Annotated in this window: 11 protein-coding genes and 1 pseudogene; 8 read left to right on the top strand and 4 right to left on the bottom strand. The window is 46.4% G+C overall.

Features of this window, described 5'->3' with window-relative positions; translation table 11 throughout:
• The first annotated feature begins 33 nt into the window (after positions 1-33).
• The 5 genes from IGI94_RS00415 to IGI94_RS00435 all read left to right on the top strand — a co-directional run bounded on the left by IGI94_RS00415 (position 34) and on the right by IGI94_RS00435 (position 5,878).
• Positions 34-1,263 carry an L-lactate MFS transporter gene (locus IGI94_RS00415; RefSeq protein WP_061053544.1) on the top strand — a complete coding sequence of 410 codons (1,230 nt, stop codon included), beginning with the start codon at positions 34-36 and terminating at the stop codon, positions 1,261-1,263.
• A 221-nt stretch (positions 1,264-1,484) separates the two neighbouring features.
• Positions 1,485-3,587, top strand: a complete 2,103-nt coding sequence (locus IGI94_RS00420; RefSeq protein WP_438899298.1) for an SH3 domain-containing protein — start codon at positions 1,485-1,487, stop codon at positions 3,585-3,587.
• A gap of 241 nt (positions 3,588-3,828) precedes the next feature.
• The gene (locus tag IGI94_RS00425) at positions 3,829-4,332 is read left to right on the top strand and encodes a general stress protein (protein WP_016619521.1); all 504 of its coding nucleotides are present in this window, start codon (positions 3,829-3,831) and stop codon (positions 4,330-4,332) included.
• Positions 4,333-4,600: 268 nt separating this feature from the next.
• Entirely contained in the window at positions 4,601-5,167 is a 567-nt protein-coding gene (locus tag IGI94_RS00430; RefSeq protein ID WP_005232821.1) for a hypothetical protein, read from the top strand.
• Positions 5,168-5,464: 297 nt separating this feature from the next.
• The gene (locus tag IGI94_RS00435) at positions 5,465-5,878 is read left to right on the top strand and encodes a phosphate-starvation-inducible PsiE family protein (RefSeq protein WP_005232820.1); all 414 of its coding nucleotides are present in this window, start codon (positions 5,465-5,467) and stop codon (positions 5,876-5,878) included.
• 33 nt (positions 5,879-5,911) lie between these two features.
• Here IGI94_RS00435 and IGI94_RS00440 read toward each other — a convergent pair whose 3' ends face one another.
• Genes IGI94_RS00440 through IGI94_RS00450 form a run of 3 tightly spaced genes read right to left on the bottom strand, consistent with a single transcriptional unit; the run spans position 5,912 to position 9,239 of the window.
• Entirely contained in the window at positions 5,912-7,783 is a 1,872-nt protein-coding gene (locus tag IGI94_RS00440) for a fructose-1,6-bisphosphatase (RefSeq protein ID WP_275626451.1), read from the bottom strand.
• Positions 7,773-8,591: a pyruvate, water dikinase regulatory protein gene (locus IGI94_RS00445; protein WP_005232818.1), complete on the bottom strand. Its 819-nt coding sequence runs from the start codon at positions 8,589-8,591 to the stop codon at positions 7,773-7,775. The genes IGI94_RS00440 and IGI94_RS00445 overlap by 11 nt, the downstream gene beginning before the upstream one ends.
• A 12-nt stretch (positions 8,592-8,603) precedes the next feature.
• Complete coding sequence (locus tag IGI94_RS00450) at positions 8,604-9,239, bottom strand: helix-turn-helix transcriptional regulator (RefSeq protein WP_005232817.1); 636 nt, start codon at positions 9,237-9,239, stop codon at positions 8,604-8,606.
• Between the two features lie 190 nt (positions 9,240-9,429).
• On the opposite strand from IGI94_RS00450, the pseudogene ppdK reads away from it, so the two are divergent.
• A pseudogene (ppdK, locus tag IGI94_RS00455) lies at positions 9,430-12,064 on the top strand (pyruvate, phosphate dikinase).
• 82 nt (positions 12,065-12,146) lie between these two features.
• On the opposite strand, the gene IGI94_RS00460 reads toward ppdK, so the two are convergent.
• A complete protein-coding gene (locus IGI94_RS00460) occupies positions 12,147-12,539 on the bottom strand; it encodes a YbaN family protein (RefSeq protein WP_005232815.1) in 393 nt (130 codons plus the stop codon).
• A 172-nt stretch (positions 12,540-12,711) separates the two neighbouring features.
• On the opposite strand from IGI94_RS00460, the gene IGI94_RS00465 reads away from it, so the two are divergent.
• Both IGI94_RS00465 and IGI94_RS00470 read left to right on the top strand, forming a co-directional pair.
• The gene (locus IGI94_RS00465; RefSeq protein WP_016611619.1) at positions 12,712-13,521 is read left to right on the top strand and encodes an aldo/keto reductase family protein; all 810 of its coding nucleotides are present in this window, start codon (positions 12,712-12,714) and stop codon (positions 13,519-13,521) included.
• A 283-nt stretch (positions 13,522-13,804) separates the two neighbouring features.
• Entirely contained in the window at positions 13,805-15,850 is a 2,046-nt protein-coding gene (locus IGI94_RS00470; RefSeq protein WP_061053549.1) for a methyl-accepting chemotaxis protein, read from the top strand.
• Positions 15,851-15,904 lie beyond the last annotated feature (54 nt).

Below are 15,904 nucleotides of genomic sequence, written 5' to 3' on the forward strand. Positions count from 1 at the left end.
AAAGTAACATGCTTAAAACAAAGGAGAGAAAAAATGGAAACAAAAATCAATCGCTGGCTGATTCTGATCGCTTCGACCGCAGTGTTGCTGTGTACGGGCGCTGTATACGCCTTTAGTGTCTTTGCAGGACCTCTTAGTCAATTAAAAGGTTGGTCCATGGAAGAGATCATGCTAGCCTTTACCATCAATGCCGCAGTTGGCCCGATTACCATGATTTTGGGTGGTTTGCTGACAGACCGAGGAGCCGCTAGATGGGTCATCGCTGGCGGAGGCGTGTTGTTCGGAGCGGGTTTCTTCCTGACGGGTTTGGTCAACTCACCCGCTATGCTGTACCTGACTTATGGAGTCTTTGCTGGTTTAGGGCAAGGCTTTGCCTATTCGGCTTGTTTAAGCAATACGATTCGGTTATTCCCGGATAAACGGGGACTGGCTTCGGGCTTGATCACAGCAGGTATGGGTGGGGCAGCGATTATTGCCGCACCGATTGCGAATCGTTTGATCGAATCACAAGATGTCTTAGCGGCGTTTCGGATTTTAGGAATTGCCTATATCGTGATCGTCTTGGTGGCTAGTCTATTTATTCGTAAAGCACCAGAAAATTACCGTCCAGCAGGTTGGCAACCAGCGGATCAAGGAAAAAATGGTCCTCAAATCAATCTAAATTGGTTGGACATGCTGAAGACACCAACTTTTTACTTGATTATTGTTATGTTAGGGGTAGGGGCTTTCTCAGGTTTGATGATTGCATCCAACGCCTCAGTGATCGGGCAAAGTATGTTTGGTTTGACGGCAGCGGCCGCTGCCTTTTATGTCAGCTTGTACTCATTGAGCAACTGTTTTGGTCGTGTCCTTTGGGGCACCGTTTCTGATAAAATTGGTCGGACGAATACGTTGATGATCATCTATGGCGTGGTGGCATTGTCCTTATTCTTATTGACGCTTGGTCAAACAACTGTGATCTTCACTGTCGGGATCATCGGTTTAGGACTGTGCTTCGGGGGCGTGATGGGGGTATTCCCATCGATCGTTATGGAAAATTACGGACCGATCAATCAAGGGGTCAACTATGGAATCGTCTTTATTGGTTATTCTACGGCGGCATTCTTTGGCCCCAGAGTGGCAGCAGCAATCGCAGAAAGTAACCAAGGAGATTATACAAAAGCCTTCTATACGGCAATTTTCTTGGCCGTTTTTGGGCTTGTTCTCAACATAGGCTATGCGATGCTAAAAAAAGCCAAAAAGCCCGCACCTGTTATTAAATAACAATTCACCAAAAGTAGTCTTTTTGATAAAGGCTGCTTTTTTGGTGCTAAAACAACTCTTTTTTCTTTTTTTAGAACAGAGTATTGGCTGATGAAGCAAAAGAGAAAACTGTTTCATAGCAAGAATTTATCTCGTTGATTTCACTGTTTTTTCATCTTAACCCCCCATTTTTTAATAAATCGTGTTACAATAAAAAAAGGCTAATACGACGGAGGGATTAAATGACAATTCGTAAAGAACGACGCCGCTTAGAAAAGCGCTTGAAGCGCACGCAATATACCCAAAAAAGTATTACGATGGCTACTACTTTAGTAGCGGGATCAACGTTTATCCCGACCTTAGGGCATGCGGCTGAAACGGCAACGACAGAAACCAGCAATGACCTTAAGGTCGTTGAACAAACAACAAACACTACACCAGAAACCGACAGCACGCCGGTTGAGGAAACGACAGAATCGACGACAGCACCTGCTGTGACCGAAGGAACTTCGGAAATAACGGAGGAGTCAGGAGCTGAAGCAGTTACTGAGGGATCAGAAACAGCGACGACAGAAAGCACAACAGTCGCTAGTGATGAAGTCTTAGAAGCAGATGAAGTACCATCAGCCCTTTCTGATTTGACTAGTCGGGCATTATTTTCACGGGCAACGATCGATCCGGCTGCCTTTATCAGTCAGATTTGCGGCTATGCAACGGAAGTGGCGGCAGCAAACGATCTGTATGCCTCTGTTATGATGGCACAAGCGATTTTGGAATCTGGTTGGGGCGCCTCGACTTTGACGACCACGGCCAACAATATGTTTGGGATCAAAGGCAGCTACAACGGCCAATACGTGACGATGGATACGTATGAAGATGATGGTTCCGGCAATTATTATTTGATCAGCGCTAAGTTTCGGAAATACCCATCATTAAAAGAGTCTTTTGAAGACAATGCATATGTGTTGCGCAACACGAGTTTTTCTAGCGGCAACTACTATTACAGCGGTGCATGGAAAAGCAATACGACCTCTTACACACAAGCGACCGCTTGGCTACAAGGGCGGTATGCAACCGATACTTCTTATGCCAGCAAATTAAACAATTTGATCAGTACGTATAATTTAACGCAATATGATACCGGCAGCTCAAACACAGGTGGCGGCAATAGCAATGAAACGATCGTCAGTGATGAAACAGCGATCAATCAGCAGATGAAAACCACGTCATCTATGAATATTCGTTCCGATGCTTCCACCAGTGCCTCTATTACTGGTTCGTTAGCAGCTAATACGACGTTTACGGCAACGGCGACCAAAACGGGCACCAGCGTCAATGGCAACACCACGTGGTATAAGATTTCTGGCAAAGGTTGGGTCAGCGGCGCGTATTTGACGAAGGTTTCGACCGACTCTTCAAACAACAATAGCGGATCAGGCAACACCGGTTCTGACAATGGCAATTCCGGTACGACGATCAACAAGCAAATGAAGACGACGGAAGCGATGAATATTCGTTCTAGCGCGTCCACTAGCGGATCAGTGGTAGGGTCACTTAGCAAAGGCACGACCTTTACTGCCACTTCCATGAAAACCGGCACATCAGTCAATGGCAACAAAAATTGGTATTATGTCTCTGGCAAAGGTTGGGTCAGCGGTGCCTACCTTACTGAAGTGACCAACAATAATGCTTCTGAAGCGGAAAAAGAAGACAATGGTTCAAGTATCAATCAACAAATGAAAACGACGGCCGCATTGAATGTCCGCTCCGATGCTTCTACCAGCAGCCGTGTCGTGACAACGCTTGGTCAAGGGGTGACCGTTACCGTGACAGCGAAAAAGAACGGCACTTCAGTGGAAGGCAATAAAACGTGGTACTACGTTTCTGGCAAAGGTTGGGTCAGTGGTGCCTACTTGACAACAACCAGCAGCTCTTCCAATAATAACGGTTCAACAACCACAAATCAGCAAATGAAAACCACCGAGATTTTAAATGTTCGTTCCGATGCTTCTACCAGCAGTAGTATTACTGGTTCTTTAAGTAAAGGAGCAACCGTCACGGTTACCGCAACAAAAACCGGGACGACCGTCAATGGCACGAACAAATGGTATTATGTTTCTGGCAAAGGCTGGGTCAGTGGTGCTTACTTGACGTCTGCTAGCAGTGGGTCTTCTAATACGAATACCAGCAGCAGTTCAACGAAGACGCACACGGTGAAATCAGGGGACAGCTTATGGTCACTGGCACAAAAATACAACACCAGCATCAGCCAACTCGCATCATGGAACAACATCAACAGCAGCTATACGATCTTTGTCGGTCAAAAACTGATCGTTTCCAAGTAACAAGCAAAAAAACCGCGTGCAAGCCATTGGCTCACGCGGTTTTTTTATGATGGATCCGCTTCTTCCGGAGCAGCTATTGTTTTTTCAAGAGACCGCTTGTTTTTCGTAAGCGCAATCAAACTATTTGGTCAATCATAGAACCCTGCGTTAGAATGAAAGAAGCAATAGAAATTGCTAGTTTTAAAAGAATTGCTTCAGAACCAGAACGATCGAAGCGTACACAAAATAAGGAGGATTTCACATGCACAACAGAAACCTAACGATTATTGGCAGTTACGACACTCGAACAGAAGTATTACCGGTTATTGAGCAATTGACAAACGAAGGCTATGGCAAAGAGGATATCGTGCTGTTTGCGAATCAAACAGTCATCGATCAATTTGGGTTAGAATCCATCGATGATGTGGAAGTGGAGCAGGCAGCTAGTGAGGATGAAGATCGTTCGCTTTGGGAAAAAATCAAAGATGCTTTTTCTTTCGGCGATTCCGCTCATAGGCATGATGAGCATGATCCGTTATATGGTTATCGTGATGACCTTGAACGAGACAAACTCGTTGTCGGTGTCTACGATTATCAGCCGATGGACAAAATAACCGATCGTGATGCAGATACTGGTCCGATCATCGATCAACCGTTACCAGGTGAAACAGCAATGCCAGATGAGTCCGTCCATCCAACGCCCCGCATGGGAGACAGCGATATTGAAGCACCGATCCATGACCCGAATCATCTGCGAAACTTATAAGTAAAAGAATTTCTTAAGTAAAGGAACCATTAAAGCCAGAGGAACGAGCATCCGTCGCACCTGCCAACCCTTAGTGAAGGGATGGGCCCGCAGGTGATCGACCGTCGCCCTCGGGCTTTTTTTGTTGCGCAACGGGCATTCATGTCTTTGTCATCTTTGAAAATAAAACTTAATTTGTTGACGATTGCTTTTTTTTGTATAATATAAGAATGAGATAGATCATTGACGGAAGGTCCAACCATATTTTTGGGAAAGGATGGGGAGTGCGATGAAATTCAAGTTCAATATGCAGTCGGCATTAGTCAGTTGTTTTGTTGCGGTTTTTTTGAGTGTGGCGATCAATCAAGATGCCAATGCCTTTGTTGCCGCGCCCTTTGTACGAGATTCTTCCAGTAGTTCCTCCGAGCCACCTTACCAGACAGCAAGCAGCAGTATCGAAGAAACCTCTGATTCCAGTCAGATTTTTTATGAAGCCAGTGTTAGTTCTTACACATCGCCTTCAACGACTAGTCGCTCGATCGAAGCGTCGACAAATGAAGGCACGTCTGTTTCCGTAAGTGAAGCAGAGACAGAGCCTAGCGTCAGCACTTCTGCAAGTAGCGAAAGCAGTTCGAGTACCGCGCCGAGTGGCGGATCAACCACCACCAGCGATACTTCTAGCAGTAGCGCTAGCAGCAGTTCTTCAAGCTCTTCCAGTACGAGTTCGACCAGTACTACAACAAGCAGCTCCAGCAGTGAAACGACTGAGCCGTCTTCAGAAACCTCCAATAGCGACGACGAAGCTGCGGAAGATACGAGTGAAAATGTTGATCTAACAGTCGAAGGGGCTCACTGAGCCTGACTGTAAAAATCAATCTCATCTAAAGGGACCATTTCAGCTAGGCCTTGAGCCTAGCTTTTTTATTTGCTTATGGTCAGAGCCACGAACACACCAAGTGTACGAAGGATGCGCGATTCCTCACTCTGAGACTTCAAAAAGTAGCAAAGAGGAAGGTTTTTTGGAGGATTGCTGGAACAGAAAAGAGCTGTCTTACGTTTTTATTCACTGCCTCCATAAAAAAAGCTGCACTTGCAAGCATATCATAAAGTGATTCTGAGTAGTTTCGCTATAATAAGTGCGAGGAGGGGTGTTATGGGAAAGTATTTTAAGCACTTCGAAAAATTGATTAGTGTTGTGGTTGATATTATGTTAGGACTGTTGGTTCTGTTGGTTTTGGTGGTGATGGCGGAAGCGATCTATAAAATCGTTGTCCATGTGATCCCACTGCATGAAGTTAGCGATCTTTCTTTATTGATCGAAGAGATCGCAACATTGTTTATTTTACTGGAAATTATTTTGATGTTATTGCGTTACGTAAAAGAAGGTCACCATATTCCGGTGCGCTACTTGATTTTGATCAGTATCACAGCGATTTTAAGGGAGTTGCTTTTAGCGCAGGGAAAAGGGTTAGAAACGCTCTTTTTAGCCTTAGCGATCTTGGTCTTGATCATTGTGCTGCAGGCGTTGGAAAAACTCAAAGCCTTTCATAGTTCCAAAGGACTGTAAAAAAAATCATCCGATTGGTTGACGAATGACTCGTCAAGGGATCGGATGATTTTTTAATTCTTCAAAAAGCACTCGGCTTTCTTGCTGCAGCCGCTTGCCGATATCTGTTTGCCCTACCGTTGTTCTTTCCGTTTGCCGCACGACGATTTTTTTCTGAGTGACGATGTCACGTCGCTGCTGGATGGCTTGCTGGCGATCTGTAAAGGGTTGATGGGCTGCTAAGGTCATGCCGAAGGAATTTGACAACAGCGTGTAACCAGCAATGCCTGTGACGGATTGGTAGGAGCGGGAAAGTCCGCCATCAATTACCAATAAACGACCATTTGCCTTGATGGGCGTCTCGCCTTTACGCACTTTGACAGGGGTGTGGCCATTGATGATGTGGCCTGTCGGCGGCAGACCGAAGGCAGCTAGGACACGGCAGCAGAAGTCTTCGTTTTCCCTTAAAGAATAATAGGCATTTTTTTGTTCCTTATGAGTGTTGCGATCTGCTATAAAGTAGCGCTCAAAGGTTTTCATGGCTTTTTTGCCGAAGAGGGAAGAGCCTTCGCCACACCAAAGATACCAGATCATATCGGTGGCAAGGTCTGTTTGGTTTTCTGGTTGGGCAAAACTTTCCTGCAAACATTGCTGAAAAAAGTCCATCAACGCTTTGCCTGCCAAGGGCTGCTGCTGGAAAGTAAAGGCCAGGAAATCGCCGTTTTCCCGACAAGGCAGGCAGCCGTGATACAGTAGGTTGTCGTTGAAGCGCTGGTACAATGTACCATGCTCGACCAAAAAGCGCATATGCGCAGCTAAGCGGGGCGAGCGTTGAAATTGGCTCAGCAAATCTTGCAATACTTCATGTTCTTCGGCTGTCAAACGGTAAGGATCATCGGGATCTACTAGTTGAAAACAGCCGTTGATCAAAGGATAGGTCTGGTCTAGCTGGATTTGTTGTCGATCTTGAGACAAGCGATGCAATAAGCAGCGCTCTGCCATCGCAAATGCCGGTCGCCGCTGGATCACGGCTGCTTCGACTTTGAATTGGATGATGGCAAATGCCTGCTGCAAAAGCATGGCGGCTTTTTTTTGCTGGCTTGATAAAGGGTCCACTGTTTTTTGCGGATAAAAGCCGGCATTTTCTGTGTAATATTTTTGGCTAAAAGCCAGTGCTTTTGATAGATCGATCCCATAACCATCTTGTAATAATGCCAAATTGCCGTAGCGAGCAGCGATGCGGATCGTATTGGCCAAACAGGGCAGCGAGCCGCAAAAGCTACCGATCCACAAGATATCATGGTTGCCTAGCTGAATATCCAGTGAAGGCAAAGCCATCAAGCGATCGACGATTTTGTCTGGCGCCGGTCCTCGATCATAGATATCGCCTAAGACATGGAGATGGTCCACTACGAAACGCTGAATCAAGTACGCCAGTTCTTGGCAAAAAAGCGGGGCTGCCTCTAATTCAATGATCTTATCAAAAATCGCCTGATAGTAAGCTTCTTTATTGAAGTCGGCATCATATTGGTACAACAGTTCTTCTAAGATGTAAGCAAAAGAAGTCGGCAATGCTTTGCGTACCTTGGAGCGTGTGTATTTACTGGAAGTAAAGCGGGCAACTTTCACTAGCTGTGCCATCTTCAAGCGCCAATCGGCAGGGGTCCAGGCCTGTTCTTGTAATAGCTCCTCTGGATAATAAATGACAAAACAGAGTTCGGTCTGTTCTTCTTTCGTCAGGACACCGGTAAACAAAGTCTCGACTTTTTCTCGAATACTGCCAGAACCATTCCGCAAAATATGGTCAAAGGCATCGTATTCGCCATGCAGATCGCTGACAAAATGCTCGGTAGCTTTCGGCAGCTGCTGGATGGCTTCCAAGTTGATGATCTCGGTCAGGTTTGCCAAGGTGTCTTTATTGAACATGGGCCTGTTCTTTGGCTTGTTCTTCAATCAGCATCGCGCTTTCTTCAATGGAGCGTTTGCTGACATCGATCACCGGAATGTTCAGCTTTTTGAACCATTCATTCGCGTAGGCTAATTCTGCTTCGATTCGTTCACAATTGGTGTAATGGGTTTCTTCTTTCAAGCCCAATGAATGCATCCGGGACCGCCGGATTTCCGTAAGGGATTCTGGATTCGTAGTCAAACCGACCATTTTCCGTGGGTCTACTTGGTGCACTTCGGCTGGCAAAGCGACTTCAGGAATCAAAGGCAGATTCGCCACTTTGTAGCCGCGATTTGCCATGTATAGGCTCAATGGGGTCTTTGAGGTTCGCGAAACCCCTAATAGGACAAAGTCAGCATCGAGAAATCCCCGTGGGTCTTTGCCGTCGTCGTATTTCACCGCAAATTCCATCGCGGCCACCCGGCTGAAATATGCTTGGTTCAAGCGATGCAAGGCACCAGGCTCTTGGACGGCTTCTACACCGAATGTTTTTTCCAGCATCGTGGTCAAGGGCGACATAAAGTCGACATGCTGCAAGCCAGTCCGTTTGGCAAAGGCATCAACAAAAGCGACTAATTCTTTATTGACTAAGGTGGTAACGACGATCGATTTGTCTAGCAAGGCATCTTTGAGGATCTCGCCTAAGCTCTCTTCATCATTAGTAAAGGGAAAGAGCTGGATATCTGAAAGGTCGATCGTGGGAAACTGCGCGGAAACGGCGGCGATCAGCTTTTGTGCCGTTTCGCCTACGGAATCTGAAATCAAATATATTCGAACGTTCTTCATTGTTTTTTCCCCCTAAAAGTGTGTGTTGTCGCTGTCATTGCCTGCTTGAATAAAGTAATTCATCAGCCGCGTCTTCGTGATTTTGCCGATGACTTTTTTTGGTTCCTGTGGATCGACCACTGGCAAGGTATCGACTTCATGTCGTCCTAACAACGTACCAGCCGTCAAGATCGTTTCTTCCGGTGTGATGGTCACGATGTTTGGCATGCGAGTCATGATCATCGCTACGGGTGTTTTTTCCGGTGCGGCATTGCTGATCGCAAAGCGCAGCAGATCTTTGCGGGAGAGTACCCCAATCAGTTCGTCTTGGTCATTTTTGACATAGAGGGAACCGACATCGTACATAAACAAAGTCGTGACTGCTTCATAAACGGAGACCGTTTGTGAGATCAGCAACGGTGGGATCATGACTTCTGCAACTTTGGTATGGTAGAGTTTTTCGAAAAGCAAAGGCTCAACGGTTTGTCCTGTATAGAAATAGCCGACTTTCGGTCGGGCGTCTAATAAACCGGTCATGGTCAAAATCGATAAGTCATTCCGCAAGGTTGCGCGGCTCAAACCCAACTGCTTCGCAATGGTCTCCCCACTGATCGGCTGATGCTCTTTGACGATCTCAATGATTTTCATTTGTCTTTGGCTTAATTCCAATGTGTCACCTTCTTTCTTTTATGTGCTATGCTATTGATTATATGATTTTCCGAATGAAAAGGCAATCCTTCTCTTTTAAAAAGGATAAATCCCTTAAAAGTTTTCTTTTTTTTGCTTGACGATTAAATGTGTCATACTATATACTGCTAATTAATCGAAATAGTATATAACATTTAAAAGGAGGAACATGATGGAAAAAGCAGTCGTATGGTTTTCAGAAGGCACGAAAGAGCAAAAAGCATTATTAGGCGGGAAAGGGGCAAATCTTGCGGAGATGACCAATTTGGGTTTGCCTGTTCCTCAGGGATTTATCGTCCCGGCCACCATTTGCCTGACCTATTTAGAAGAACAGGTTCTTCCTGAGGCGATCATCAAGCAAGTCAAAGCTGCCATCGAAGAATTGGCAGTCCGCAGGAACAAAACATTTGGCGGACTGCAGTCGCCGTTATTGGTTTCTGTCCGCAGTGGTGCCAAGTTTTCCATGCCAGGGATGATGGATACGATCTTAAACCTTGGGTTGAATGATGAAACCGTCCAAGGGTTGGCTCAGCAGACGGGGGACCCCGTCTTTGCTTATGATTGTTACCGCCGTTTGATCCAGATGTATGGGGATGTGGTGAAAGGTGTAGCAAAAGAACACTTTGAAGCCTATTTGACAGATTATAAGAAACGGCAGAATTATGTGTCAGACCAAATGATGACCGGCAATGACTGGCAAATGATCTGCCGCGTGTTTCAAAGTATTTATATGGAACATACCCAAGAAGCGTTTCCCCAAGACCCGTTTCAGCAATTATTGGCAGCCATCACGGCAGTTTTTCGCTCATGGAACAACCCACGGGCTAAGACCTACCGTTCCCTCCATCGGATCCCTGACGATCTAGGGACTGCCGTAACGATTCAAGAAATGGTTTTTGGCAACAGCGGGATAAATAGTGGGACGGGTGTCGCCTTCACCCGCAATCCAGCAACCGGGGAACCGGGACTTTTCGGCGAATTTCTAGTGTGTGCTCAAGGGGAAGATGTGGTTGCTGGCATTCGTACACCACAACCGATCCAAGCGTTGGCGCAACAACATCCTGTGATTTATCAGGAACTAAAGCAACTGGCTGAGGGTTTGGAGGATCACTATCAAGACATGCAAGACATTGAATTTACCATCGATGACGGCCAGTTGTTTGTCTTGCAAACAAGAAACGGCAAACGAACCGCCGCTGCGGCAGCGCAAATTGCAACGGATATGGTCGCAGAAGGTCGGATCACCATCAGGCAAGCCTTAGACCGAATCACACCAGAAATGATCGATCAATTGTTGCACCCGTTATTTGCCCCCGAAGCCTTGCAACAAGCCGAAGCTTTTGCGCAGGGCTTGCCGGCTAGTCCAGGGGCAGCTTCAGGACATGTCTATTTCACTGCAGAGGCGGCGGAAAAAGCCAGCCGCACAGGAGAAAAAGTCCTGCTGCTGCGGCAGGAAACCTCACCTGAAGATATTGAAGGCATGGTGGTGAGTGAAGCGATCATTACCGCTCGTGGGGGGATGACTTCTCATGCGGCGGTGGTCGCCCGTGGTCTGGGGGTCTGCTGTGTGGTAGGGTGCGAGGCACTAAGCGTCGATGCATTTTTGAAACAGGCCCGCTGCGGCGAGCTGCTGATTGAAGAAGGTGACGTACTTTCCGTAGACGGCAGCAGTGGCAAACTGTATCAAGGGCAGCTGCCTATGACCAGTGTACAGGAGCGGGTTTTGCTGGATCAGCTTTTGACGTGGGCACAAGCCCAGGCAGATCTAAAGGTTTACGCAAATGCGGAAACGAAAAATGACATTGAGGCTGCGCTGGCCTTTGGTGCAGCGGGCATCGGCTTAGCACGGACGGAGCATATGTTTTTTTGGGGAAGCGCGTTTGTGGAAAATGCGGGAAGTCATCTTGGCAGAAACGAAGGCGGAACGATTGGCGGCTTTGGCTGAGATCAAGGCTTATCAAAAAGCCGATTTCCAAGAAATGCTGCAGGCCGCGCAAGGAAAAAAATGCACGATTCGTTTATTAGATCCACCACTCCATGAATTCTTGCCCCATGAGCATGAACGCCTTGAGATGGCCCGCCGCAGTAAAAAATCATTGGCAGTGATCGAGCGGCGAATTGACGAACTGCAAGAGGTCAATCCTATGATGGGGCATCGCGGCAGCCGTTTAGGACTCAGCTATCCAGAAATTTATGAAATGCAAACAGCGGCGATTTGTGAAGCGGCTGTGGAATTGCGGCAGCAAGGAGTCGAGGTAGAGGCGGCGATCTTATTGCCCCTGATCAGTTTGCCAGCAGAGCTGCAGGTGTTGAAAGAGACGTTGACACAGGTGATCGCTCAAGCAGAAGCAACCCTTCAGCAACCGTTGCACATCGAGATCGGGATGATGATCGAGACGCCTAGAGCGTGCTTGATTGCTGGGGAGTGTGCTGAAGAGGCGGCGTTCTTTAGTTTTGGTACCAATGACTTGACCCAAATGACCTTTGGCTTTTCGCGGGATGATGCCGGCAGCTTTATTCAAGCCTATTTGCAGTCGGGGATCTTACAAGAAGATCCTTACCAGCACTTAGATCAGGTAGGTGTTGGCGCGTTGATGCGTCAAGCGATCGCCGGCGTAAGAGATCGTCAGCCAGAGCACTCGATCGGTGTTTGTGGCGAAGTCGGCAGCGATCCCTATTCTATTGCGTTTTTGCGAGAGATCGGCATCGACTATGTTTCTTGTTCCCCATACCGGATCCCTGCTGCTTGGTTAGCGATCGCCCAATCAGCCCCCATTATCGAAGAGGCGTCAGTGAGCACCCGCTAAAATAGGAGAAAAAAATACACCGCAGTCCACTAGCAAGGTTCACTTGCTTGGTGGATTACGGTGTGTACGTACAATTTTGTCCTTACAGGGGCTGATCCGTTTTTTGGATCGCAGGTTTGCGTCCTTTTAAATACCAAGTGATCCCAATGACATGGGCGAGGTAGATGGCAGCGAGGACGAAACGTACCAGCAGATTGGGGATCAGCAGTGCAGGAATTGCAAAGACTACCAGCATCATGGCAAACATCCGAACCATTGCCTTGGTGCTCAGCTGTTTTTGTACGAGTGGTTTTTCAATGTATTTTTGATAATTCTCTGATTGAACCAAGCGTTGATAATAGGTATCGGAACTCCGCAGCCAGAAATAAGCCGTCAGCAAGTAAAAGACGGTTGTAGGTAAGAAAGGCAAAAATATTCCTAAAGTACCTAAACCGAATGTCAGTGATCCACAAAGAAAAAACAGTGTTTTTTTCAAAAGTAACCCTCCTTATTTGGGTGTTTCGTATCTTACCCTCAGTATAACGGAGGAGGGGCTGCTTGAACATGCGTTTTGTGCTTTTCCCCGTTTTTTAGCGGCAATAAGAGTTTTTCTTCCCCTTACTCCTGCTTTTTTGATAGACTAGAAACAACACAAAGGGGGAAGCAGCATGGAAACGATTGAATTGAATACCGGCATTCAGATTCCAGTGATCGGCAGCGGGACGAATACATTTGGGAAAGAAAACCGAGAATACCAAGGTGCGATCAATGATGATACGACAGAGCTATTGACTGCCATCAAGCTTGGGTATCGGCATTTTGATACGGCGATTTCTTACCGCAACGAAGCCGTGGTTGGCAAAGCCATCAAGGAAAGCGGGATTGACCGCAGCGAATTTTTCCTGACTTCTAAGATTCCTGGCAAACCAGAGCATACGCAAGATGCAGCTGCCGTGAAAGCGTCTGTCGAAGCGAGTTTAGCAGACTTGCAGACGGAATCGATCGATCTTTATTTGATCCATCATCCGTGGGACAACTTGGCAGAGATCGCCGCTGTCTGGGCGGTTCTTGAGGCTTATGTCGATAAAGGAGTCTTAAAAGCGATCGGGGTGTCCAATTTCCAAGAAGAAGAACTCAGCTATTTATTGGCAAACAGTCGGATCAAACCAGCGGTCAATCAGATCGAATCGCATCCAGGCAAGTGGAATGATGCGATCATCTCGTATTCCTTAGACAATCAGGTAGTTCCAGAAGCCTGGGGTCCGCTTTCCCGGATTTCGGAAGCGGCACGGGAAACCTTGACCCAAATCGGGGAAGCGCATCAAAAAACCTGGAGCCAAGTGGTCTTGCGTTACCAAATCGAGCGTGGGGTGATCGTGATTCCGAAATCCCATTCAGAAAAACATCAAGCCGAAAATTTAGCGCTCTTTGATTTCGCTTTGACGGCGGAAGAAAAAGCCGTCATCAAAGAATTATAGGCAATAGAAGCGGTCCTATTAAAGGGACCCTACAGCCAGTGCGGAAACTTCCGTACTGGCTATTTTTATGCAGTCGCAACGCTCCTTGATGACTGAGGAGCTTTTCTATTCGTTACAACAGCAACTGTAAGCCTTAGCAAAAAAGAAAATGCGCTTGCAGCCGTTTCTGACAATGAATCCTCTTAAATATTCAAAGAAATGACCGATTATCCTTACTAAGGGTCGTCTACGGACGAGTCTTCAGTGGATCGTGTGAAATTGGAAATGAAGGAGTGGCACAGTTGTGAAAAAAAGAAAAAAGACGATAGGAATTTATGTGATGATCACCTTGATGCTGGTTGCGGGGATCCCGATCATTGTCATGCTGACAAGTTCCTATTTAACCACCAAGAACTTATTGATTGAACGAAATGATTTGAACAAAGAAAGTGCCGTCAATTTGATCTTGGCGGAAGAAAAGAGTTTGCGCCGATCGACGGAAAGCAAATTGAAATCAATGGCTGAACTGCCAGCGATGAAAACAGAATTCAGCATGGGACGTATCCGTTCAGATCTTTCTTTAGCGATTGCTGGGAGCAACAGCTTCTTAGCAGTAACTTTTGGGACAGAAGATGATGAGTATGTGACCTTCAATCCCTTACCGGATGATTACAAGCCTACAATTCGGCCGTGGTACAAAGGGGCCGTGAAAGCCGAAGGAGAAGTGTATTGGACAGCACCTTATTTAGATACGGTGTCGAATCAATTTGTGACGTCGGCTTCGATCCGGGTCAAAAATTCCCATAATCAAGTGGGGGTTTTAAGCGTCGATGTTTCCTATGAAAGCATTCAAAACATCTTGTCTTCCTTTACCGTAGGGCGGACTGGGAATGTCACCTTAGTTTCAGAATCTGGGGTCATCGTGACCTCAAAAAATACCAAGCAAATCGGTAAGAATATCAAAGAAGAAGAAGTGTTCCAAAAAATCAAAGACGCCAAAGATCCGACAGGCATGGTTGGCTTAGGCGACTCGAATAAAGTCAATGATGTGTTGTATGACAAGTCTGCTGATTCCAATGTTTGGGCGTACTCCGAAGTCAAAGCTAGTGATCTAGACAAAGAGTTAGGAGCGTTGGTCCGTACCACGATTATCGTTACGATCTTGATGCTGCTCTTTGTAGGACTGGTTTCTTATGCCGCGATCAAAGTAGTCGCAGCAATCATCGATTGCTTCAATCGCTACTTTAGAAAAGTCGGTGAAGGCAAACTAGAGAAGATGAGCAAAACCAAAAGAGCCAAAGGCGAAAAATGGACATGGGATCAATGGGCACGCCGAGTTGTTTATCCAGACAAAGCAGGCAATGAGATCCAGCAAATGGCGGACAATTACAATGTGATGATCGAAGGCACGGGTGCATTGATCCAAAAAGTACAAAAAGAAAGCAACAGTGTCGCAGGAATGTCGGATTCTTTATTAGAATTGTCAAAACAAACCAATATTGCGACAGAAGAAGTCTCTCAAACCATTACGGGTATTGCTGAAGTGACCGGTGCTCAAGCCCAAGAAACAGAATACAGCGTGTCTCAAATGCAAAACCTTTCGCAAGTCGTGAAAGAATTACGAGAAAATGTTGGCGGCATGAGCAGCAAGTCGCAAGAATCTACGAAGATCAATCAAGAAAACTTAACGATCATGGATCAAGTCGATGACAGTTGGCGACAAGAGTTGGCACAGATGGAGCGCTTGATGTCGAATATGACGGGAATGAATGATAGTATCCAAAATATCAACTCGATCATTGGGGTCATCAACGATATTTCTTACCAAACCAACTTGCTAGCCTTGAATGCATCGATCGAAGCCGCAAGTGCTGGCGAGTCTGGCAAAGGCTTTGCCGTCGTGGCTGCTGAGATCCGTAAATTGGCGGAACAAAGCAAAGCTTCTACCAAAGAAATCGAAGCGATCATTGAAGAAATTCGTGAGCAGTCTAGTCAAATGGTCAAACAAACGTCGGCGTCTGTCAAAGGCGGCGTTCGCCAAACCAACTTGATCAAAGAAGCGATCTCATCTTCAAAAGAAGTTTTCCAACGCAGCAGCTATATGATCGAAGGCATCCATCATATTGAAGCAGCCAGTGCCCGTATCGAAAATATTCAAAACAGTGTACTGGAAAACTTAGAAAACATTTCCGCATCAACGGAAGAAAATGCCGCTGGCACACAAGAAGTTTCCGCAAATGCAGAAGAAGTCTTGGCAACCATGGATGAATTTACCAACCATGTGGCAGACCTCAGAGACATTGCAGAAGAGTTGAAGCGATTGACCAATCGTTTTGAAGTGGAGAAATAAATCAAGCAAAAAAATCACTCATCAGCTATTCGCAAGAATGGCTGATGAGTGATT

The organism is Enterococcus sp. AZ149 (genome assembly GCF_051714285.1).
GTDB lineage: Bacteria > Bacillota > Bacilli > Lactobacillales > Enterococcaceae > Enterococcus_D > Enterococcus_D entomosocium.